The organism is Candidatus Enterococcus testudinis (genome assembly GCF_002140915.1).
Taxonomy (GTDB): domain Bacteria; phylum Bacillota; class Bacilli; order Lactobacillales; family Enterococcaceae; genus Enterococcus_D; species Enterococcus_D testudinis.
Window position 1 is genome coordinate 849201 of the sequence record NZ_NGKU01000001.1, and the last position, 23725, is coordinate 872925.

18 protein-coding genes are annotated in these 23725 nt (G+C 44.6%); 9 read left to right on the plus strand and 9 right to left on the minus strand.

Features of this window, described 5'->3' with window-relative positions; all coding sequences use genetic code 11:
* The first annotated feature begins 3 nt into the window (after positions 1-3).
* The 4 genes from pepV (at position 4) to A5886_RS04160 (ending at position 3460) form a co-directional block, all read left to right on the plus strand.
* Positions 4-1428, plus strand: a complete 1425-nt coding sequence (gene pepV / locus A5886_RS04145; protein ID WP_086273771.1) for a dipeptidase PepV — start codon at positions 4-6, stop codon at positions 1426-1428.
* Positions 1429-1636: 208 nt separating this feature from the next.
* Positions 1637-1888, plus strand: coding sequence for a DUF5316 family protein (locus A5886_RS04150; RefSeq protein WP_086273772.1), 252 nt, complete (start codon positions 1637-1639; stop codon positions 1886-1888).
* A gap of 179 nt (positions 1889-2067) precedes the next feature.
* Positions 2068-2508 carry a GNAT family N-acetyltransferase gene (locus A5886_RS04155; protein WP_086273773.1) on the plus strand — a complete coding sequence of 147 codons (441 nt, stop codon included), beginning with the start codon at positions 2068-2070 and terminating at the stop codon, positions 2506-2508.
* Positions 2509-2785: 277 nt separating this feature from the next.
* A complete protein-coding gene (locus A5886_RS04160) occupies positions 2786-3460 on the plus strand; it encodes a hypothetical protein (RefSeq protein WP_086273774.1) in 675 nt (224 codons plus the stop codon).
* 113 nt (positions 3461-3573) lie between these two features.
* Here the strand turns inward: A5886_RS04160 and A5886_RS04165 are convergent, their stop codons facing one another.
* On the minus strand, positions 3574-3882 hold the full coding sequence (locus A5886_RS04165; RefSeq protein ID WP_086273775.1) for a DUF5960 family protein: 309 nt from the start codon (positions 3880-3882) through the stop codon (positions 3574-3576).
* A 170-nt stretch (positions 3883-4052) separates the two neighbouring features.
* On the opposite strand from A5886_RS04165, the gene A5886_RS04170 reads away from it, so the two are divergent.
* Positions 4053-4382 carry a hypothetical protein gene (locus tag A5886_RS04170; RefSeq protein ID WP_086273776.1) on the plus strand — a complete coding sequence of 110 codons (330 nt, stop codon included), beginning with the start codon at positions 4053-4055 and terminating at the stop codon, positions 4380-4382.
* Positions 4383-4450: 68 nt separating this feature from the next.
* Here A5886_RS04170 and A5886_RS04175 read toward each other — a convergent pair whose 3' ends face one another.
* Positions 4451-5194 (minus strand): NADPH-dependent oxidoreductase, encoded by a 744-nt coding sequence (locus A5886_RS04175; protein ID WP_086273777.1) that lies wholly within the window; start codon positions 5192-5194, stop codon positions 4451-4453.
* Between the two features lie 338 nt (positions 5195-5532).
* Here A5886_RS04175 and A5886_RS04180 point away from each other — a divergent pair, with 338 nt between their 5' ends.
* Complete coding sequence (locus A5886_RS04180) at positions 5533-8190, plus strand: cation-translocating P-type ATPase (RefSeq protein WP_306297894.1); 2658 nt, start codon at positions 5533-5535, stop codon at positions 8188-8190.
* A gap of 90 nt (positions 8191-8280) precedes the next feature.
* Here the strand turns inward: A5886_RS04180 and A5886_RS04185 are convergent, their stop codons facing one another.
* The 5 genes from A5886_RS04185 to A5886_RS04205 form a co-directional block, all read right to left on the minus strand.
* On the minus strand, positions 8281-10431 hold the full coding sequence (locus A5886_RS04185; RefSeq protein ID WP_086273778.1) for a DUF4129 domain-containing transglutaminase family protein: 2151 nt from the start codon (positions 10429-10431) through the stop codon (positions 8281-8283).
* Entirely contained in the window at positions 10428-11462 is a 1035-nt protein-coding gene (locus A5886_RS04190; protein ID WP_086273779.1) for a DUF58 domain-containing protein, read from the minus strand. Before A5886_RS04190 ends, A5886_RS04185 begins: the two co-directional genes overlap by 4 nt.
* A gap of 2 nt (positions 11463-11464) precedes the next feature.
* Positions 11465-12403 (minus strand): AAA family ATPase, encoded by a 939-nt coding sequence (locus A5886_RS04195; protein WP_086273780.1) that lies wholly within the window; start codon positions 12401-12403, stop codon positions 11465-11467.
* 82 nt (positions 12404-12485) lie between these two features.
* The gene (locus A5886_RS04200) at positions 12486-14312 is read right to left on the minus strand and encodes an FAD/NAD(P)-binding protein (protein ID WP_256926248.1); all 1827 of its coding nucleotides are present in this window, start codon (positions 14310-14312) and stop codon (positions 12486-12488) included.
* 53 nt (positions 14313-14365) lie between these two features.
* Complete coding sequence (locus A5886_RS04205; protein WP_086273782.1) at positions 14366-15355, minus strand: ROK family protein; 990 nt, start codon at positions 15353-15355, stop codon at positions 14366-14368.
* A gap of 153 nt (positions 15356-15508) precedes the next feature.
* Between A5886_RS04205 and A5886_RS04210 the strand changes: the two genes are divergently transcribed.
* Positions 15509-16309 carry an HAD-IIB family hydrolase gene (locus tag A5886_RS04210; RefSeq protein ID WP_086273783.1) on the plus strand — a complete coding sequence of 267 codons (801 nt, stop codon included), beginning with the start codon at positions 15509-15511 and terminating at the stop codon, positions 16307-16309.
* 47 nt (positions 16310-16356) lie between these two features.
* Here A5886_RS04210 and A5886_RS04215 read toward each other — a convergent pair whose 3' ends face one another.
* A complete protein-coding gene (locus tag A5886_RS04215) occupies positions 16357-18504 on the minus strand; it encodes a GH92 family glycosyl hydrolase (protein WP_086273784.1) in 2148 nt (715 codons plus the stop codon).
* Between the two features lie 5 nt (positions 18505-18509).
* Positions 18510-19571 (minus strand): GntR family transcriptional regulator, encoded by a 1062-nt coding sequence (locus A5886_RS04220; RefSeq protein WP_086273785.1) that lies wholly within the window; start codon positions 19569-19571, stop codon positions 18510-18512.
* A gap of 156 nt (positions 19572-19727) precedes the next feature.
* Here A5886_RS04220 and A5886_RS04225 point away from each other — a divergent pair, with 156 nt between their 5' ends.
* Together A5886_RS04225 and A5886_RS04230 are read left to right on the plus strand one after the other, a co-directional pair.
* Entirely contained in the window at positions 19728-21017 is a 1290-nt protein-coding gene (locus A5886_RS04225) for a glycoside hydrolase family 125 protein (protein WP_086273786.1), read from the plus strand.
* A 22-nt stretch (positions 21018-21039) separates the two neighbouring features.
* Positions 21040-23721, plus strand: a complete 2682-nt coding sequence (locus A5886_RS04230) for an alpha-mannosidase (RefSeq protein ID WP_086273787.1) — start codon at positions 21040-21042, stop codon at positions 23719-23721.
* The last annotated feature ends 4 nt before the right edge of the window (positions 23722-23725 follow it).

Sequence of the window (23725 nt, forward strand, 5' to 3'; positions counted from 1 at the left end):
CAAATGACAATCGATTGGAAAAAAGAAGTCGAAGCCCGCAAAGATGATTTGCTGAACGACTTGATCGATCTATTAAAAGTGAAAAGTGAACGGGAAGATGACAAAGTCACTGCCGACGCGCCTTTCGGACCTGGACCTCGCGATGCTTTGCTGCATATGCTAGCGTATGGTGAACGCGATGGCTTCACAGTCAAAAACGTGGACAATTATGCTGGTCACATCGAATTTGGCGAAGGGGACGAAACTTTAGGGATCTTCGGCCACATGGATGTTGTACCTGCTGGAGACGGTTGGTCAACTGATCCATATGATCCAGTGATCAATGATAACAAAATCTATGCCCGCGGCTCATCTGATGACAAAGGCCCTTCAATGGCTGCTTATTACGGCATGAAGATCATCAAAGAATTAGGTTTGCCATTGTCCAAAAAAATCCGTTTCGTTGTCGGTTCTGATGAAGAAAGCGGCTGGGCAGATATGGATTACTACTTTGAACATGAAGAAAAACCTGATTTTGGTTTCTCACCAGATGCCAATTTCCCAATCATCAATGGCGAAAAAGGGAATGTCACATTAGGCCTGCACTTCCAAGGCAATAACGAAGGTGACTATCAATTACAACAATTTACAGCTGGCTTAAGAGAAAACATGGTACCAGGTACAGCAACTGCAACCTTTATTGCACCTTCAACAGATGCAGCATTGGCATTGGAAAAAGCCTTCTTTGATTATGTGGAAGCACAACCTGTTACTGGGACGATCGAAACAGAAAACGAACAAGTGAAGATTGAACTTGTTGGTAAAGGTGCCCATGGCGCAAGCCCACAATCAGGGATCAATGCTGGGACTTTCTTAGCCGTCTTTCTTGATAATTACGCGTTTGGCGGCGGAGCGAAACAATTCATCCATACCGCAGCAGCTTATGTCCATGAAGATTTCTATGGTGAAAAATTAGGTGTGGCATATGAAGATGAAAAAATGGGCAAATTAACAATGAATGCTGGCCTATTTGCTTTCAAAGCCAATCAAGCAGGTACACAAGCGGATAACTTTATCGCGCTAAACTTCCGTTACCCTAAAGGTGTGACTGCTGAAGGTTTAGAAATCGGGATCGAAAAAACTGTTGGCATGGAAGGTGCAACAGTGACCCGCAATGAACGCAATATGGAACCTCACTATGTACCGGCAGATGATCCATTGGTGGAAACACTATTGGCTGTCTATGAAGAACATACTGGCGAAAAAGGCTTCGAACAAATCATTGGCGGCGGAACGTATGGCCGTTTATTGAAACGCGGTGTAGCTTACGGCGCAATGTTCCCAGGTTATGTGGACACCATGCACCAAGCCAACGAATTCATGAGCTTAGACGATTTATTCAATGCAGCTGTCATCTATGCAGATGCAATCTACCGTTTGGCGAAATAAATGCCTTCGACCATTTAAATTGATCAATCAAACTGTGTGTGATCCAGAAAAGCTGTCTTATCGATAGCTTGCTGGATTCACGCAGTTTTTTTTGTTTATTCGTCGCATGGTGTAGCTATATCATATTAGTTCCCTCTATGTTCCACTATCATCTATCGGTATAATTGTTGGCAATAGTTGTTTGAGATAGAAAGGAATGGGAATTGAAATGAAATATTATGTAAGTATATTTGCACTTGCAACCATAATTGGTTTACTTTTCAAATCGCTCCATATGAATCAATGGATGACCTATGTCGGGAGTGGGGCACTGATACTTGGCTTGATTTTGTCTGGTACGCTGGTCAGTGGCGATCGAATGAGAGCCAATGCGCAATCAGATACTGGGGCTAAAGAAGCGTATGTCTGGTATCTATTCGTATTTGCGATACCTTTTTTGCTGTTGATGCTCTTTGGTTAGAGGGGACATAGGTGGGGGGAAAAATAAATGGAAAGAATCGATAGTAGTGATAGTAGTGGTAGTATTGATAGTAGCGATAGTTGTGAAAACAAAACAGCATTTCAGTTCGTTTCCCCATACATAAATGGTAAGCTGTTGATAACAATCTAGGTGAATAAAGCGATAATGGAGGTAATCGTATGGACTATCAAGTATTGCAAATACAGGACGACCAATGGCTGTCTGCGGCTGAAGAAATAGATAAGGCAGATTGGAAAGCGGCCCATTTTTTAGCAAAAAAAATGAGAAATCATGAATTTTTGTCATGGGAAGGTGTTGTAGCAGCCGTAGATAATGGGAAGATTGTCGGGTTTTGTTCTTTCGTCGAAAAGGATATCATCGACAATGTTCCATATACACCGTATATCGCCATCGTCTACGTTGATCCAACATATCGAGGCAAACATATCAGTCAACAATTGGTGCGGATCGCAGAAGAACAATTGGCAAAAAATGGATTCGAAAAAGTATACATCGCGACCCAACACCAAGGATTGTATGAAAAATCCGGCTATCAGCAGATAGATCAAGCACCTGACCAATTTGGAAGAGACATGAGAATTTTGAAGAAATCCATTTAGTTGGTGATGGTTCGACATACATCCATTGAATGAAAGAAGACCAAATACAAAGAGTCTCATTTTTGCTATGCAAAAATGGGACTCTTTGTATTTTTTTATCAAAAATGTTCTTTTTAGTTAAAAAAATAATGTTCATTTGAATATTTTGTTGGAATTTTTGTTTTCCGCTGATAGAATAATGTATATATGATAGTGATCAATTGTATATTATGAGTTAATCACTACGCTATATCAATCAATTTACTGGATAGACACTATAGAACAAAGGGAGGGCATTATGCGGAAAAATAAAGTATTCTTTTTCATTCTACTTTGTGGTATATGCATAGGCGTTTTTTATCATCTCACCGAAAGCAATCATCCTTGGCGAAAAACTGCCGTTTCAGAACGCGATGATCCTCCTTTATCCGTCACGCCACTAGCCAATGCCAATAAAATCTACACGCAATTACCTGACCTGCTTTATGATAGCGGTATCCAGTCTTTGGAAGAAGCGCCTATTGTAGCCATGGGAACAGTTGCTGATCAAACGATCTATGTCACAGATACAGTAACTCTGATTGGGGATACATCATTCACCAAAGATGTCACAGAAGAGAATAGTACCAGTGAGACGCTAGAGAACGGGATCGTGCAAACCGTAGTCACCAAACCAGACTTGGTATTTGACGTAGCAGAAACAGACACCTACTTCTATATGATCACCTTATTTGTTCCCGAAGAGATAGCAAGCGTGCCCTCTGACTTGACGGTGCGTGTCAACAAGAAAGAAATCGACGCTGTTGAGGAAACTGTCAAGCAGCGTGGGGTGCAAGCAGGTTTCAATGAATGGACCGCCGGTTTCTATATTCCTGCCGATGACATTGATGGATCTAACCCCGTCATCGATTGTCAGATACGTATTGGTCAGGAAGTATTGACTTATACATGTACGGAGGATGCCAATCAATGAAAAAATATGAATCTTTATTTATGACTTTTTTTGTTTGATTTGCATTCCTCTATTTGTTTTCCTTAAAAAAATTGCCAACAAGCCATCAGGCGGACAAAAACAACGGGTGGCAATCACCGACCATCCGGCCAATACTCTCGGTTGGGATCATAGCGCCGGACGATTTTCCGATTGGCCATCACATGCTGATAATGATAAACCGGTACTTCGCCTTCTTCAATACGGAAAACAAAAAACAAGGGCCGATGCAATACAGAATATGCAGCGGGAATCAGAATATAATTTTTGCCAGTCTGTTCCATTGTGCGGGCAAAGCTATCGAATAAAAAGTGAACGGGTGTCGGTAATGTGACCAATTCATAATAATGCTTCTCTAAAGCATAGGTTTCTTGCGTTGCATAAGCGATTTGTGCAGCGGTCATAGCAATCACTCCTTACTGAAAGTATACGAACGTTTGTTCTTTTTGTAAAGAGAGAAATCTGCGTCTAAGCAAAAAAATTTGAAGTACTGTTTTTATTTTCAGCCTATAGACAATTGTCTTATGATACACTAGGTTCAAAATAGTAAGCGACAGTCAGAGGATGTGAAGTCATGCAGTGGCGTGAGATAGAAAATTTGAAGAAGCAACTTGAAGGCAAAAAAACAGCGGGTAATAGCGGTTATTATCAGATACGTCAAGAAAGCGAAGGGGTATGCCAATTGGCTTTTTCCAAGACGGGTCCTTGCGGAGAGTCAGTGTATCAGCCGTTGATCAAGGTGCGACGGGAAGCTGACGCAGCAATTCCTTATTACTTGCTTGATTTAGAAGCCCAGCCAATACAGCATTTGCAACGAACTTCGACTGATGATGCGGCTGCTTTAGATCAAGCGTTGGGCTTGTTGGTTGCACAGTTTTATCAAGATTTGGCTATTTCTAGATAGCCGGCATCAAAGTGAACCTAAATAGACCGCTCCTTTCAACAAGTGGATGAAAGGAGCGGTTATGTTGTCTAATCGGGGAAATCACCAGTAAAGCCTTGGCTTTTCATGAAGTCGGCAACATCTGGGCGGCGAGGTTCACGGAAAAACTCGGTCATTTTGGTTTGCCAATTGGTTTCTTGCTGGTTACTACCACGGTGGGCGTAGTATGCAGCGGTTGTTTGATTGTATTGATCGACGATTTGCTTGGTCAATGGCTGATAGTGATCTGTGCTCAAAATGGCTGCTTGAGGCAAGCGCGCTTTGACTTCATTGCGGCTTTCAGGATAACCGATCGTTAAGCCAAAGAGGGGGAATGTCAGTTTCGGCAAACCCACCAATTGGGCGATAGCCGGCAAGTCGTTGCGGATACCACCGATATAGCAGATGCCCAAGCCTTGGGTTTCCGCATAAGCGACCATGTTTTGGGCCGCAATGGTCGTATCAACGACCGATACGATAAAGGGCTCCATCGTAGTCAATGCATGATTGGATAAGTCCGCTTGTTCCAGCAGTTGTTGATGCTTATATAAGTCTGCCACAAACAAGTAAAAGACGCCTGTTTGGGTAATATAGTTGGGCGCACCTGCAATGTGCTCAATCGCGGCTAACTTTTGCGGATCTTTGATTTCGATGATTGAGTAAGCTTGTACGAAATTTGAACTGGCACCACTTTGTGCGACTTTGACCAGTTCTGCTTTGCATTTGTCTGACAAGGGTTCGGGTTTGAAATGTCTGACGGATGTGTGGTTGATCAATTGATTGAAGATGTCCATAAGCTTACCTCCTAAAGGAAAAAATCTTTGTGTAATCTTAGTGTAGCAGAAAAAAAGGCGACTTTCCAAAGAGAATATTTTCAAAAAATGATTTCAGGTAAGAATTTAGCCTTGCCAAGTCAGAATTTTTCCGTTATGATAAATGTACATTATCAATATTCCTTAGGGGAGTAACTGGTGGCGCAAGCCGCGGTAATATCAACAGTAAGTAAGCTGGTGGCAGCTTTCTGGTATTATTTTAAACGGTGAGACCTAAGACAAGTGCATGCTTGTCTTAGGTCTCTTTTTTTCCGAAAGAGACCTAAGCGGGTAAAAATACAGATAAAGGGGCAAACACATTGGCAAAAGAAATGTATCAAAAGGAAATGTCAGAAATTATGGAAGAGGTCCAGAGCCGACCGGAAGGGTTGACGCAAGAGGAAGTCACCAAACGTTTAGAAAACGGCTTGAATCAACTGAAGGAAGCACCGAAAAAATCTAGCTTGGCTTTATTTTTGGAGACCTTCAAAGATGCGATGGTGATCGTGCTGCTGATCGTAGCAATCATTCAAATGATCATGGGGGCACATGTTGAATCCATCGTTATTTTCGCAGTATTGCTGTTAAATTCCGTTGTCAGCGTTGTTCAAACCAAGAAAGCGGAGGGCTCACTGGATGCATTAAAGAGTTTATCCGCACCCGATGCAACTGTGATTCGCGATGGCAAAGAACAAAGTGTTTTAGCGAAAGAATTGGTTGTTGGCGATATCGTGATTTTAGAAGCCGGCGATTATGTGCCAGCCGATGGTCGTTTGATCGAAGAAGGCTCTTTGAAAGTCGATGAAGGGATGTTGACAGGTGAGTCGACACCGGCTGAAAAAGAACTCGGGATCATTGATCGGACAGCGCCGATTGGCGATCGCGACAATATGGTCTTTAGTGGTACGATCGTGACTTACGGGCGTGGTCGCTTTATTGTGACGGCTACCGGTAACGTGACCGAGATTGGTCAGGTTGCTGGTTTGTTGGAAAACACAGTGGAACACAAGACGCCGTTGCAACGAGGGCTGGATTCCTTTAGTAAGAAATTGAGTTTAGCAATTTTGGTCCTATCGCTGATTATTCTTGGTGTTCAAGTTGCCCGTTTGTTCTTAGGTGATGGTACCGGTGATATGACGCAAGACTTGGTCAATGCCTTTATGTTTGCGGTGGCAGTTGCGGTAGCCGCTATTCCAGAGGCACTGCAATCGATCGTAACGATCGTTTTGTCGATTGGTACGAAACAAATGGCCAAGCAACATGCCATCATTCGTAAATTACCAGCCGTTGAAACATTGGGTTCAACAAGTATTGTTTGTACAGACAAAACTGGGACTTTGACACAGAACAAAATGACTGTTGTTGATTATTACTTGCCAAATGGCCAAACAGGCACATTTTCTGATGACCCGGCAAATTGGACGTTGCCGGAAAAACGTTTGATCGACATCAGTGTCTTAGCCAATGATGCGGCAATCAGTGAAGATGGCACCAAATTAGGAGATCCAACAGAGATTGCCTTTCTTGATTATAGCGAAACCTTGCAACAACCTTATCGCGCGATTCGCCAACAGTATCCGCGAATACAAGAATTGCCTTTTGATTCAGACCGTAAGTTGATGTCCACACTTCATGAAATCGATGGGGAGTCATTGCTATTGACCAAAGGCGGTCCAGATATCGTCTTTGGCCGCAGTACCAAAGTGCTGATCGACGATCAAGTCGTACCATTGACAGAAGACATCAAACAACAATTGCTACATCAAAACGAAGAGTTCTCAAAAAGAGCGTTACGAGTTCTCGCTTTTGCCTACCGTCCTTTAACAGACGCAACAGATCGTGAGTTGACGTTGGCAGATGAAGAAGAATTGATTTTGGTCGGCTTAATGGCGATGATCGATCCGCCGCGTAAAGAAGTCAAACAAGCGGTAGCCGATGCCAAAGCTGCAGGAATCAAAACAGTGATGATCACGGGAGACCACAAAACAACAGCTGTAGCGATCGCCCAAGAAATCGGGATTGCTGCTGCAGGTGATTTGGCTTTAACAGGAACAGAATTGGATAATCTCTCTGAACAAGAACTAGCTGATCAATTAGAAAAAATAACCGTCTACGCCCGTGTTTCTCCAGAAAACAAAATTCGAATCGTTCGCGCATGGCAAGACAAAGGCAAAATTTCTGCCATGACGGGTGATGGGGTCAATGATGCCCCCGCGTTGAAACAGGCTGACATCGGGATTGCTATGGGAACTGGAACGGATGTTGCGAAAGATGCGGCAGCAATGGTCTTGACAGATGATAACTTTGCGTCGATCATTCGGGCCGTAGAAGTAGGACGCAATGTCTTTGATAATATCAAAAAGGCGATTTCGTATTTGTTTGCCGGAAACTTAGGTGCAATCATCGCCATTGTCTTTGCTTTAGTCATGGGATGGGACAATCCCTTCACTGCGCTGCAATTGCTGTTCATCAACTTGGTCAATGATTCACTGCCAGCCATTGCGTTAGGCATGGAGAAAGCGGAGCCGACCATTATGGATCGAGCACCTCGTGATCCAAATGCCGGTATTTTTACTGGAAAAACGTTGATTTCCGTTACGTATCGCGGAATCTTGATTGCTGCAGTCGTGATCTTGGCGCAATGGTTAGGGATGAACCAATCCCCTGAACTAGGGGTAGCGATGGCCTTCTCAACATTGATCTGGAGCCGGACACTGCAAACATTGCCTGCGCGTTCTAATACGGAAACAGCATGGCAAGCTGGTTTATTCGCCAATAAAATGGTGTGGTTGGCCATCGTGGTTTGTGGAGGATTATACAGTATTACATTGGTACCAGGAATTCGTGAAGTATTTGCGATTCCAACAACCTTTACATTCAGCCATGTCGGTCTTTCAATGGCAATGGCAGCAGGTGCAGTCTTATTGATGGAAATCACCAAATTGATCATCATCGCTGTACAAAAACGTCAGAAATAAGGACTATCTTTTCAAATATCAAATATAAAGTAGACATAAAAATAAACCTATTTAGGAACCATGGAAATATGGTCCTAAATAGGTTTTTTGTCATTTGACCTGCTTCAACTGACCGATTTGCTCTGCGGTGTGCAAAATCAATTGCTGATAGCCTTGGTCTTGGCTTCCGCCATAGAGATAGGCTTCGTAGGCAGCGGTCAGTTGGATGAAGCTGCCGTGGAACAATGGATACATCTTTTCTAGTCGCTGGGCATAATCCGGCAAGGTTTCGGCATCGTGGCGATACAGGATCCGGGTCGTTTGTTTTAATAAAAGGGGATAGGCTTGTGTGAGTGGTGCTTTGGACAAGCGACAAATCAGCCAGATCCGTATGCGAAAGAGTTTATGACGATACATATAGAACAAACCGGCCACAAGCAGCGCAGCGAGCCACATCAGACCATTGCACAAAAGCCGTATCCATTCAGCCGACAACCAAGGGTCATCCGTTGCTTCCGTCGCAGCGGTACTGCTGCTGCTCGAGGTTTCGGCTGTGCTGCTGCTAACACTGCTTTCGCTGGTCTGAGCAGTGCTTTCACTTGGTGTTGTTTCATCCGTTGTGGTATCGGTCTGCAGGACTGGACGATCTGGGTTCTGGAAACTAGGTGTTGGTTCGAAAGGGATCCAACCGTATCCCTCAAAAAACACTTCCACCCATGAATGGGCATTCTGGTTGCGTACCGTATAGGTCGTTGTTCCTTCAGCGCTAACAGCATCACCAGGTGCAAAGCCTTTGGCCCAACGTGCAGGGATATCCAAGGTTCTCAGTAAAACCACCATGGCACTAGAAAAGTTGTCACAATAGCCGACTTGACTTTCAAACAGAAACTGATCGACATAATCTTGCTCCTCTTCAGGATAAACAGCATCCGTTTTTGAATAGCGAAAATTGATCGTGTTTTTTAAGTAACTTTCAATCGCTGTCACTTGGTCAAAGAGCGTAGTGGATTCGGCCGTGATCTCCTCTGCCAATGCCGGAATCCTATCGGGCAGTGTATCCGGCAGCTGGATATAGTTGACAGTCGTATCTGGTTGCTGCAACGTGATCGTCTGCAAGTTTTCGGCCGCATAGTCTGGCTGATCCCACGTGATCGATACTTGTGTCAGGCTTTCAGGTGCAAGCAAATCAACTCTGCGAATCGAATCGTCTACTTGTAATCCTTGTGCACCGGTGGCCAAGTTCAGCTGGCTGCGCCCATAAGGCAATGGCACATAATCACCATGGTTCATGAAATCAATGCTGATCTCTTCAGTCTCCGTATAAGGTTGTCGGTATTGTTCATCGGCGACGGTTAGTGAGATTGGGTCGGTTCGGAAATCTTCTTCCCGGATCGTATTGATCCATCCTTTGCCCGAATAAAAGTCTTTGCTTTCAACGCGCCAATAATGACGCGTCTTTTGTTGTGCTTCAAATAGAATCGTCGTGTCGTCTAATAAAGGACCGCCCAACTGGCGATCGTTCTCACTGAATCCTGTGCGGGAACCTGAGGGGGTACCGTGTTCTTCGATGAATCGATAAAACCCAAGTTGATTCAAATTCGTACGAATCATGGTTGATTGACTGACCAATTGATCCCTCACAGCAGTTCTAGGCAAATAGACCGCTACAAACGTGAAAGCTGCAAACACCAGAAAGACCAATGCCCATTCGCCAGCTTTACGTTTTTGCCATTCCTCTACTTGTTCAATGAGAGCTGAGACGATGCCGCAGATCAGGATCCCGACGATATGCCAAGTCAAATCAAAGCGATTGAAAATCACGACAGTCAGTAAATAAGTCAGCATCATGGCATAGGTGAAAAAGAACCAACGGAATACAATCGGCAAAATCGCTAAAAACAAGACCCAAGTCACGATCAATGTGACGGCAGCAAGTTCGGTGATATAGCCAACATCCCCGACAATGATTTCCCTGACAGCCCGCATAAAGTCATCGCCAAAGCGCGCCAACCACTCAAATGAAAAGCGTGTACCATATGGGAAAATCCGATACAACACAACAAACCAAGCAATCAATAAAAGCGGCAGACTATAGCGGACTTTCGGCAGTAACACCAATACAAGACAAACAAAAGCAGTATAAAGCAGCAATGTTGATTCATTGCCTAAATCATAGACCGCAACAAAGGGCAGAATCATCAATGTCAAGCTGACAAAAGTCAGGATACCCAGCAGCCATTTTTTGATCAAATCATCTTTCATTGGCCGTCCTCCTCTGCGATAAAACCAAGCAAATCCGCGTAAGACAAAAGTTGGCAACTATTGTGCTGCTGCAATTGAGCCATGTAGGCTTGGACTTGATCCGTCATAGCTGGCGCAATCACGAGCACATGTCTGCCAGTAAGAAGTGGAATGCCAGCGGGCAACTGATCAAAAGGTGTGATCTGCGCGTAAGCCGCAGCATCTGTGTGATAGGGAGAATCGATCGCTGCGCCAAACAAAAGCGTTTGGACAGCATGGTGCTTTTGGATAAGCTGCTGCAACGAATAAAAGAGCGCCAACGTCGGTTCAAATGCTTCATCTGTTTCGCCCCAAAATACCAAAGCCAGCGGCTGTGTTTGCTGGTTTTCATGTTCACGATACACCAGCTCTTGCTGTTTGCCGGAGAGTTTCCAATCGATCTGTTTCAATGAGTCACCTGGTCGGTAAGCACGAAATTGCTTGATTGAAAATGTGGGTTCTCCATAGGTGTAGCGTTGCGCTTGTTCCGTGATCAAAGGCAGCAATGCGGTCGCCTCTGTCCGATACGCAGGCAAGACCAGCAAGGACTGTTGGATGGTAAGTCGACGTTTTTTTTCAAGGAGACCAAATAGATCACGACTACGCAACGTAGCTGAGAAAGACTCGTAGATTCCTCTTTTCGGTGGGAGCCACTGGACTTGCGTGCGAATGGCCGCACCTCGATAAAAAGATAAGCTTTGTTGGTGGAATCCGCTATCGAAAGACAATGAAAGTTCGACAAAGGGAAAAAACAAGGGCCGGTAGCAAAATATCTCAATTGGTAACGTAATGGTTGTTCCTTCTTCACTGTGCAAAGATTCCTCACTGGCGACATGGACTTTCTTCAAAGAAGGGATCAGACTCAACAGATCAAAGAGTAAAATCAGTGTCAGCAAAAACCATAAGCTCCAGCCTGCATCGTTGTTGAAGATGAAGCAATAGGCCAATAACACCAAATAGGCGAGAACAGACACAAAGAGACGAATCAGGCGACTTGCTAAATGTCTATGCATAATCATTTCCTCGTAGGAACGGGTACCCGTTGAATCATTTGCTTCATGAGCTCGGCCATTGTTTCGGCATTGGCATGGATGCCGCCTTTGACTAACAATCGATGACCAAATACAGCGGGCAATATCCGTTGCAGATCTTGTGGCGTTACATAGGTCCGTCCCTCAGTGAGTGCCAAGGCTTTGGCGCCTTTCAAGAAGGCGATCCCGCCCCGTGGACTAATGCCCAGTTCAATACCATGATGTTGGCGGCTGGCTTGCACCAATTGCAGGGCATAGCGCGCCACTTGGTCATCGACATAGACATCATCTACCATTGCTTTGAGTGTCGTTAATTCTTCCGCCTGCAAAATCGTTTGGATCTGATCCAAACTTTGTTGACGCTGCCCAGTCAAGAGGGCCAATTCATCTTGAAAATCAGGATAACCGATATGCAAACGGAACAAAAAACGGTCCAATTGGGCTTCTGGTAAAGGATAGGTTCCTTCATATTCGTTGGGATTTTGGGTTGCTAAAACAAAGAAATGCGGACTAAGCGGATACGTTTGATTGTCGATGGTGACGTGATTTTCTGACATGGCTTCTAACAGGGAGGCTTGGGTTCTAGGTGTCGTTCGATTGATTTCATCTGCAAGCAAAACAGAAGTGAAAATCGGTCCTGGTCGAAATTCAAATTGCTGACTTTGGGCATTGAAAATAGACACCCCCAAAATATCGTTGGGTAATAGATCTGGGGTAAATTGGACCCGTTTGTAATCACTTTGGATCGCTTTGGCCAATGACTTGACCAGCATCGTTTTACCGACACCGGGAATATCTTCAAATAAAACGTGTCCGCCTGCCAATAATGCGGCAACGGTCATCTGGATCACGTCGTGTTTGCCCAAAATCACCTTTTCAACTTCAGCAATCAAGGCATTGATTTTTTGTAATTCAGCGGTCATGGAACAACCTCCTTATAGCCTTTTCTTTTATTGTATCGGTTTTCAAAAGCTTACGCAATTTTCTTGCAAAAGAATCAGCAGCTTATTTTGACAGCCTATGTGCATAGATATGGGCAGCCAGTTGATCGGCTTGCCGCAAGTTCCAAGCATCCGTTCCAGGTTGGGCAGTTCCAGCTGTCAACCAATGGATGCCTTCGGTTGGAATCCCAAAGCAATAAAGACCTGATTGCGGCCGGTTTTGTTTATCCAAACAAAGATTGGTCGCGGGGTCAATGGCGATCGCACCAGTAGAGAAATCAGTTTGATCTGGGATAGGCAAAATCGCTGGATGAATCAACCCTTGCGTCAATAGATTGCGGATCAACGGATTAGCCGTTGCTTCAACAGCTGTTGTCGGAATTCTGGCTTCCATCATTTGCGTGGCTTGAAAGGTATGGTCAGGAGATTGTTTGGCATAGGTCAAGAAAACTTCGGTTGTTTCCACGACCATTTCTGGCCCTAAAAGCGTAACGATACCAGCTTCCATCAAGGCAACCAGTTCTCGTGTGCGCTGTAATGGCGGACCAATCGACAAAAAGCTGTTCAAGGGTACAAATGAGTGCCAAAATGTTTCTTTCAATGCTTTGGTGGAGAGCAAGCCCTCGGCCAAAATCAGCCGCAAGGGTTCACGCAGATCTTTCAATACTTCTAACCCGCTGCTAACAGGACCAGTCAAATTACCTAGGGATGCTTCTTTTAGGTCCCACTTTAGGTAGTGCAGCAAAAATTCCTGAGGCGATTGTTCAGCTGGCTTTTTGCGAAAGGGCTGTTCGAAGAAAGACCAATCCCACACAGCAGCCGAGGGGATAGCAAAATCATGGACCACAGACAATTGTCCCTCTTGGCAGATGAAGGCCTCGGTGAAGGCTGTGACATCTGCATTTGATCGCTTCATGGATACCAGATATTGCTGATAGTAGACCAATTCAACTTCTTTCGCCAAAAAATAAAAGACGATGTCAGCGTCGACTTGCTTTTCTTGACGCCACGCAGACAAACGCTTGGCTGTCAAAAACGCGGGTTGCCGCTGCTGCGTTGGCTGTTTTTGATTTTTCCCCCGAGGGTGATAGGGTACCCCGCGATGAGAACCAGCGATGATCAGCGGTTCTTGTCCAGAAGGCTGATAGGACAATTGCCCATTTTCTTCAATAAAGCGGCCGCCTCGACCTTTTGTCAGCAAAGTCACATAGTCAAAGAAGGCCAAGCCCAATCCGCGGAGAATCACAGGTTTCTTGGCTTGGATGTCGGTGAAATCAACATCTGCTGCATTGGCTGGCGGTGCATAAAATAGCTGTTTTTGTTGGGCAAATGCAGCCAATGCTGCCTCTTCTTGTGATAAGCGAGCAGCACCGTGGCCAGTCGCCAAAATGACTTGATCAGCAATCAAAGATTTCGCGGCTGTTTTCACGCAAAAACGGTCTGATTCTTTGGTTATAGAGAGAACTTCGGCTGGAAGATAAGTCAAAGAGATGGAAGCCGGACAATGTAGTCGTAACTCTTGATAAAACCATTGCTGATACAATCCGTATACGGCACGCGGACAATGGCCATTCGAATCGATCTGGTCAAAGAATGCTGACAACCAAGGGGCGTGCTGTTGGGCAAATGCCTTGCCATGAGTAGCTGCCCACTCATATAGGGTCGGGCCTTTCACCACAGGTCCGCCGCTGGTCAAGGTATCATCAGTAAAAAGGGTGACCTGACTGGTAACAGAATTGATCAGCAAGTCTTGGTTTTGCTCGGTCCGCCATACAGCGCCGGGAAGGTAGGGATCAATCAATGTAATGGCAGTTGACAGCTGCTCTTTTTTTCCATGGGCAATCAGGCGCTCGCATAAAGACAAGCCCCGAGGACCCGCCCCGATAATCACAATGTGCAAAAAAACATCTCCTTTATCTATAAGTGAGTGCAGCCTATCTGTCATTAAGCAAGTGAATAAGGCGTATTATGAAAGATGAGCCAGTGCAGACCAAAAATCAACGCTTGTTTTAGATCGTTTACGAAATAAATAGCTGGTTGATTGGGTTGTTTCTGTAATATGGGCTGTTGGGCTAATGCTAGCCTTAATGAAGATTCAATCGGAAAAGTGCTCGCCACAATCAAGCAATGGGGCGCGAATGCTGCATTATAAAACGGGATAACCTCCGCGAGTCGATTGACAAGCGTTGTTCGTGTTTTCGGGACTCCTTGGTCGAGATAACCAGGCAGAAACTTTGCTTCTCCAGCTAACGATCGTTGTCCTTCCAGCAGTGTTTCGTTCACCAATAAAGTAATCCCGGGCATACTTTGTTCTGGATTATAGATGCCGACAATTGTTTGTCTCAATGACAACCCTTGATGGATACAAGCACCAATAGTCAGCAAGTGGGCGTCATTTTGACAATAAAAGGGCAACGTTGTGATGGCAGCCATCAATTCATTGAGGGGCCAAAGATCAAACACTTCATACCAACTGGAAGTGACAATGCCTTGGTTGATCTTTCCTGGAATACATAGTGCGATTTGGGTTGCTTGTGGATAATTGTGCAATTGTTGTGTCACGGCTTTTTGGAAATCAGCAGGTGTACGAGGCGCAATGCGTTGATTTTCACCTAAAATACGACCTTTTATATCGACCAAAAGCGTATGCAAGAACAATTCCCCTTCAATGTCGATCAGACAGAGGAGAAGTGGTTGTTGTTTTAAGACATTTAGTTGATAAGTGACCGCCGGCCGCCCCATATTTTTTTGCTGCAAAGGGCCTTTGATAATGGTGTCTTCTGCAAGTAATTCTCTAATCAAAGAATTGACAGTCACCATACTAATGCCAGTTGCTTTAACAATGTCCGCAGCAAAAAGCGACTCATGTTGAAAGAGCTGTTTTAAGACCAATTGTTTATTTTGTGATCGTACAAGATGATTATTGGAAGCCATTCTATTTAGTGCTCCTTAAAGAAGTGATTTTATTCAGTATAACGAGGGTTGTTGCCAATGTAAAGAAACATGAAAAGCCTTCTTGACCTATACACAAGAAAAAAGTATACTTAATAAAGGTCGTTAATTAAATGGTGTTGAAAGAGGGATAAGATGATAAAATTAGTGATTACAGACTTAGATGGGACATTTTTGAATAGTGCAAACAGCTTTGATTACGATTATTATCAAAAAGTCAGTCAAAAAATGAAGGATGCCGGTGTTTCTTTTGCAGCTTGTACCGGCAAACAATGTGAGCGGGTAGAAGAATTATTTCAAGAAGCTGCAGCAGATGTATGGATTTTGGGGGATAGTGCGACACGGATCAAGCACCAAGGAGACTATATCTATGAATCATTACTGCCGAATCAATTGGGGTTAGCGATGATTGATACGCTGGAGCAAATCGCCAACGACCATGTCATCATTGCTTGTACGCCGACGGCTGCGTACATTCATACCTCAGTCAACGATGAAGATGCCACAAAAGTCCGCGGTTCTTATCGCGTATTGGATACGCTCTCTTCCTATGGAGACATCAAAGAAGACTTTGTAAAAATCACCGTTTATGATCCGAAATTGCGTTGTTTCGAGCATGTCAGCCAGTTAGACAGCTTCAAAGGTCAAGCCTATATCGTTGCATCAGAAGCAGCTTGGATCGATATCACCAATCAAGGGGTCCATAAAGGCACTACGGTGGCTCGTTTACAGGATATCTTGCATGTCACGCCCGAAGAAACCATGGTTTTTGGTGATGGACTGAACGACCTTGAGTTGATGGCTGCAGGTAAATACAGTTTTGCCATGCGGAATGCCTTTGATCAAGTCAAGGAGGCAGCACAATTTATCACTACCTCAAATGATGAAAATGGCGTGTTGCGCACAATTGAATTGCTTTTGGATTTGCAACAGTAAAAGAAACAGCAGAAGCCTTCCATAGGATTCTGCTGTTTCTTTCTATGCTATTGTTTTTTGCTTAAACTAAATGGATACGCATCCGCTGCCCATTTTCGGCTGCGGGGGACAATACCTAGTTTGAAATCAATGGTTCCGCCAGCCATCAACTCTTGATGGGTAAAGAACATTTTTTCGACAGAGGCATTATTCAACGTGACAGCATCGACAAATAATTGCTGCGGTTTATTTGGCGTGCTGGTGATCGTTAGCGTTTCGCCTGAAGATAAGTGGATCCTTGCCTGATCAAACAAAGGCATCCCAATCACATACTCGCCTGTGCCTGGTGTGACAGGATAAAAGCCTAATGCATTGAAGAGATACCAGCCGGCCATGCTGCCGTTATCCTCATCACCGGGGAAACCTTTGGCGCCGTCATTGAAACATTGTGTCAGCAATTGTTTGATCAGCGGCTGCGCCATTTCAGGCTTGCCAATATAACTAAAGAGATACGGATAGTGGAAACTTGGCTGGTTGGAGATCGCCAATTGACCAAAGTCAATGGCAGCCATTTCACTCATTTCATGAATCTCAAAGCCGTATCCTTCCGTTGTATATAAAGGATCTTGGTTGCATAAATCGATCAATTTTTCTTCGAAACGGTCGGTACCGCCATGGGCGTTGATCAAACCGTCAAAGTCATGATAGACAGCAAAACTGCTCTGCCAAGCACTACCTTCTGCATAATCTTTGCCCCAACGATGATCGTTAAAGTCTGGACGGAAGTGTCCATCTTTGTCTTTGGCCCGCATAAAGCCGGTTTCTGGGTCAAAAATATGTTGATAATTGAGGCTTTGCGCTTGGTAATGGGCTGTTTCAGGATCAGCCAGTTGCTTGGCTACTTGGCTGATACAAAAGTCACTATAACAATAATCCAATGTATGGTTGACGGACTCGTGATAATCAAGAGGGACATAGCCATATGTTAAATAATCAAGGGTGCCTTGGCGGCCATAATTGCTGTTATCGCTTTGCTGGGTAGCAGCTTTTTTCATAGCTGTTAGTAATTCAGGCATCAAATCAGGGCGGATACCTTTGACAGCGGCATCGGCGATGACTGCGTCAATCAAGGTGCCCGGCATTAATCCCCGTTCATCTGGCGACAACCATTTAGGCAGAAAGCCGCTTTCACGATAACTAGTCAAAAAACCTTCCAACATATCTTCTAATTGTTCAACAGCAATCAATGAGAACATTGGATACACTGTTTTGTAAGTATCCCAAAAGCCATTGTTGGTATACAGTGGTCCCGGTTTGCTGGTTTTTGCCAATGTATCCCAATGCATTTTGCGTCCGTCTTCGTCAATTTCATAAAATGTTTGCGGAAACAAGAACAGACGATAGAAGTTATGATAAAACGTGCTGACTTGCCCTTGATCGTGGTGGGTCAATTCGATGCGTGACAAGTAATCGTTCCATTGTTTGGTTGCGGAAGCTTTAAAGTCAGCCAATGTCCAATCCATTTCTCGTTGCAGATTCAACAAGGCTTGTTCAGCGCTCAAAAATGAAGTAGCAAAGTGAATATTTTCTTGCGAAGTATCCGTAAATCGGAGGATCACAAATCCTTCTTTGCCGGTGAGGTCGCCTTCTAAAGCAACGATTGGGCTGGCAAACCGGCACACAAAATGGAAGGTAAATCGATCATCTTCACAGCCAGAAAAAAGAATCAAAGTGGCGGCTATTGTGTGGTCATCCAATTGTTTGACAGTATATTCTCCTGGGAATGATAAGCCTAATCCGGGATTTTTGCCACAATTGTCAATTGCTAAGATACCGCCGTACATACTAGGTACCAAAGTGCCCGTTGATTGATAGCGCTGGGTTTTGATAGTTAAGCAAGCGGGGTTAAAGGTGCTTTCTTCTGGACGGTACGAACTTTGGGCATGGAACAGACTAGGTTCGCTGACGGCGCCATTCAATGGCAGCAACGTCATATGGCTAAAGTCACCCATCCAAGGGCTTGGCTGATGGGTGATACGAAACCCTTGGAAAGTCCGGTCTTCAGGGTGAAACCACCAACTGCCTCGCTGGTTACTGGTTTGTGGGGCAAAGAAATTCATCCCAAAAGGCACGCCTGTATAAGGCAAGCAATTGCCATGAGAAAAACTATATTGATTGTCAGTGCCATGTCTTGTATCGATCATTGAAACGTTCACTTTAGTCACTCCTTTGGTTTGGTTGATTCTCTTATGATCAAAGATACCGCTACGCGCTGGGCAGTCGGTTCTGTTGAAACGTGTGTGTGTTCCGGTGCGGCAGACGCACTTTGCTGGATCAGCGTGATGACTTTCAAACCAGCCAAGCGCCCCATTTCCGCAAAGTTTTGTCCAATCGTCGTGAGAGCAGGATCGACCAGCGCTGCAGCTTGTATATTATCGAAGCCAATCAGCGAAACATCCGCCGGTACATCTTGCTGATTTTGGCGCAATTGCCGCATCAATTCAATGGCGACCAAATCATTTTCGCAAACGGCTGCAGTGATGTGATGGTCACGGATGTAGGACAAAGCCTCCTTCAATACCGCATGATCATCATCAAGTTTGGTCAAGAATGGTGCGGATTGCTGCAATGCATCGACATAGCCTAAATACCGTTTCCGTACGGACTGGGGATGGTGGCGGTCACCAAAAATATAAGCGATGCGTTGATGACCTAGGGCCAATAAATGTGAGGCCGCCAAATGTCCTCCTTCGAAGTTATCTGGCAGTATCGCCGGAAAAGGGAAGTCGTGGAGCTGTTTATCCAGTGTGACGACTGGAAAATCATGTTGTTGGCAAGCAAACAACAAATCATAGTAGGAACTAGTGTTGCTGGCATAGTAAATCATTCCATCAAACGCTTGCATCAAATCTTGTGGCGTTGTTTTTTCTAAATAATCGGCGGGAGTCATCAACAATTCGTAGCCGAATTCTTGCATGACTGGATAAATCCCTTCCGTAAAGTTCCCTAAAGATAGGTCATTGGCAAAGGGCAAAACAAACAGAATCTTCTCAGTTGCCTTGCGTGTGTTTTGTTGGCTGACAAAGCTGCCGCTACCTTGAACACGATAGATCAAATGATTCTGCTCTAGTTCAGTCAGTGCGCGTTTTGAGGTAATGCGGCTGACTTGATATTGCGCAGACAATTCTTTTTCCGTCGGCACACGACTGCCAGGTGCCAATTCGCCAGTTTGAATCGCATCATGCAATGCATCATAAATTTGTTTATATAAAGGCTCTTTCATAGATAGGCTCCTTTTTGATATATCATATTCATAGAATAGCACAGACAGATGAAAATGAAAACCCTTTAATTTTTCTAATTTTTAGCTAGACATCCCGGATAAACATGGTTATACTGAACTCGTGAAATGATATATCAAATTTAGGAAGGTGACTTCATGGTCTACAAACAAATACCAAATTCTGTGGCAACATTTATGGAAACGATTACTGAGAAATGCGGAGAGGAACACGCAGATTGGGCAAAAAACTTCAATGCGGCTTTCGCCAATACGCTGTTGACGACGGTCAAACGTCATGAGGACGGCACAACATTTTTATTAACGGGAGACATTCCGGCGATGTGGCTGCGGGATTCAACCGCCCAAGTACGGCCTTATCTGGTGATTGCCAAAGAAGATGAAGACTTGGCAGCGATGATCAGCGGCTTGGTCAAGAAACAGTTTTTCTACATCAACATCGACCCTTACGCCAATGCCTTCAATGAAACAGCCAACGGCGCCGGTCATCAAGATGACCACACGGAAATGAATGATTGGATCTGGGAACGCAAATATGAAATCGATTCCTTGTGCTATCCTGTACAGCTTGCTTACCTGCTGTATAAAAATACTGGTCGTACAGATCAGTTCAATGACGATTTTGTCAGCGGTATCAAGAACATACTGACAGTCTTTCAAACGGAGCAAGACCACGAGACGTCGCCGTATCTCTTTGCGCGTGATACTTGGCGCAAAGAAGATACCTTAACGCATGATGGCAAAGGCACACCAGTCAAACCGACAGGCATGACTTGGTCAGGCTTCCGCCCAAGTGATGATGCCTGCAAGTATGGTTATTTGGTGCCTTCCAATATGTTTGCCGTTGTGATCTTAGGCTATATCCAAGAGATTTTCTCACATGTACTGACGGATGATGCGATTGTCTCACAAGCCAAAACATTACAAGCTGAGATTCAAACGGGGATCGATCATTATGGATCGACCACCAATCAAGCAGGGGAAACAATTTATGCCTATGAAGTGGATGGCTTTGGCCATGCATCGATCATGGATGACAGCAATGTGCCCAATTTGATTGCTGGACCTTATCTTGGTTATGGCACGATCGACGATCCGATGTATGTAGCAACACGAAAGACGCTGTTAAGTCTAGAAAACCCATACTTCTATGAAGGCAAGTATGCCAAAGGAGTTGGCAGTTCTCATACACCAGAGAATTATGTATGGCCAATCGCAATGGCGATGGAAGGCATGACTACAGCTGATAAGTCGGAGAAAAAACGCATCCTCGATCAATTGGTTGCCACTGATGCGGGGACCAATCTGATGCATGAAGGCTTTGATGTGGATGATCCTAACCAATACACAAGGGAATGGTTCTCTTGGGCCAATATGATGTTTTGTGAATTGGTCATGGACTATTTCGATATTCGGGTAGAAAAATAAAGCAATGCAAGGAGTATAAATGATGAAAAAACAAGTATATATCATTTCCCATAGCCATTGGGATCGTGAATGGTACATGCCGTATGAACAACACCATATGCGTTTAGTAGAATTAATGGATGACCTATTGGCATTGATCGAAACAGATCCAGCATTCCATAGTTTCCATTTAGATGGCCAAACGATTATTTTAGATGACTATTTGGAAGTCCGTCCAGAAAAACGAGCAGCTGTCCAAAAAGCAATTCAAGATGGAAAACTGCAAATTGGCCCTTTTTATATCTTGCAAGATGATTTCTTGATCAGCGCTGAATCCAATACCCGCAATATGCTGATTGGTATGGCCGAAAGCAAAAAATGGGGCACACCAGTCATGTTGGGGTATTTCCCCGATACCTTCGGCAATATGGGGCAAACACCGCAAATGATGTTGCAAGCCAATTTAGAAAGTACTGCATTTGGGCGGGGTGTCAAACCAATCGGCTTTGACAATGAAGTGCTGCCAGATGACCAATTTATTTCGCAATACTCTGAAATGCATTGGGAAGGTCCAGACGGCAGTCAAATCTTTGGTTTGTTATTTGCCAACTGGTATTCAAATGGCAACGAGATCCCAGCTGAAAGAACCGCAGCAAAAGCTTTCTGGGACCAAAAATTAGCAGATGTCGAAAAATTTGGTGCCACCAACCACTATTTGATGATGAATGGTGTCGATCATCAACCAGTCCAAAAAGATATTACCGCGGCGATACGCTTAGCCAATGAATTATATCCAGAATATGAATTCAAACATGCCAGCTTTACAGAATATTTGGCGGCAGTCAAAGAAGATTTGCCTAGTGATCTAGGTACGATCACCGGTGAATTGACCAGCCAAGAAACCGACGGCTGGTATACATTGGCCAACACCGCTTCGGCTCGTGTCTATTTGAAGCAATGGAATACCCGTGTCTCACGTCAATTGGAAAATGTCGCGGAACCGTTAGCAACAATGGCCTATGACCTAACCAAAGCGTATCCTCATGATGTGCTGGATCATGGGTGGAAAACCTTGATGCAAAATCATCCCCATGACAGCATTTGCGGCTGTTCCGTCGATGAAGTGCATAGAGAGATGATGCCACGTTTTGAAAAAGCCAATGAAATCGGCAAGTACGTTGCTGAAGAAGCGCTGCGCCATTTGACCGCGGCAATTGATACGACAGACTTTCCGGAAGGCAGCCGACCATTCATCGTGTTCAATACAGCCGGTACCCCTCGTTCAGGTTTGGTTTCGGTCACGGTCGAATTGGCCCGCAAGACATTTAGAGAAGGTTTGCCAAGCAAACTCTATCATGAACTGAAAGACGCCCCGAAAGGTCACTATCAAGTCATTGATGCAAAGGGCCAGCCAGTGGCTGCGACGATCAGTGAAGAAGAAGTGCTTTTCGATTATGAATTGCCAAAAGATGCCTTTAGAATCCCATTCATGAAACGGTTCGTGACCGTCCAAGTCGCAGTAGAAGAGATGGCGGAATTTTCATGGGAAACCTTCGCATTGGTAGAAGCTGATGTCGCTGTTGAAACAAAGGATGCAATCGTCAAAGAAGATGGGCGCCAATTGGTCAATGCACATTTAACGATCGATATCGCGGATAACGGCAGTTTAGCTGTGACAAATCAACAGACTGGCGATACCTTCGAAAATCTGCTGGTCTTTGAAAATGTTGGCGATATTGCCAATGAATATATCTTCAAACAACCTGAAGGGGATCAGGCGATTCTCTCCACGACTTTCCCGCATCAAATCAAGGTCATTGAAAACACGGACTTGGTGGGTGTTGTTGAAATCAGTCAAACGCTGATGATTCCTTCTGCCGCTGACGAGCAACTTGCTGAAGAACAAAAAGCAGTCGTTGATTTTCGTTTCCGTAAGGCCAAACGCAATCAAGAATTGGTCCCATTCACGATGACGACACAGGTTCGTTTGGAACGAGATAGCCAGCGAGTAGCTTTTAAAACGACTGTCAATAATCAAAGCAAAGACCATCGTCTGCGGGCTTTATTCCCAACTGGTATCCATGTTGATTTCCATGAAGCAGATAGTATTTATGAGGTGGTCAAACGACCAAACCAAGTATCTACTCACTGGGAAAATCCAACCAACCCGCAACATCAGCACGCTTTTGCCAATTTGCACGATAGTCATAAAGGTGTGACCGTTTCAAACTTCGGGTTGAATGAATATGAGATCGTGGATGATACGATTTGCTTGACCTTGTTGCGCTGCACTGGTGAATTAGGGGATTGGGGGTATTTCCCAACACCTGAAGCCCAATGTCTTGGAGAGCATACCTTTGAGTATGGGGTAGCTTTCCATGGCGCACCGGAGGAAAGATACGAAACCTACAAGCAAGCCCAAGCTGCTCAAATACCATGGACGACCGCACAAATGCATCGACAAGCAGGAACATTGGCGCCAAGGGCACAATATATCCAAGCCCAAGGAGAAACGATGGCAATCACCGCCTTGAAACGCAGCCGTTATCAAGACAAGATCGTTTTACGGGGCTACAATTTAGCAGACCAAGAAACTGTCTTTGCCGTAACCAAAGATCACACAACAGCAGAATTGCTGAATTTATTGGAAGAACCAATGGAAGGAAGGCTGACCCCAGCAATCAAGCCTTATGAAATTCGCACGATTGGGTTAAAGGAGATGTAACGTT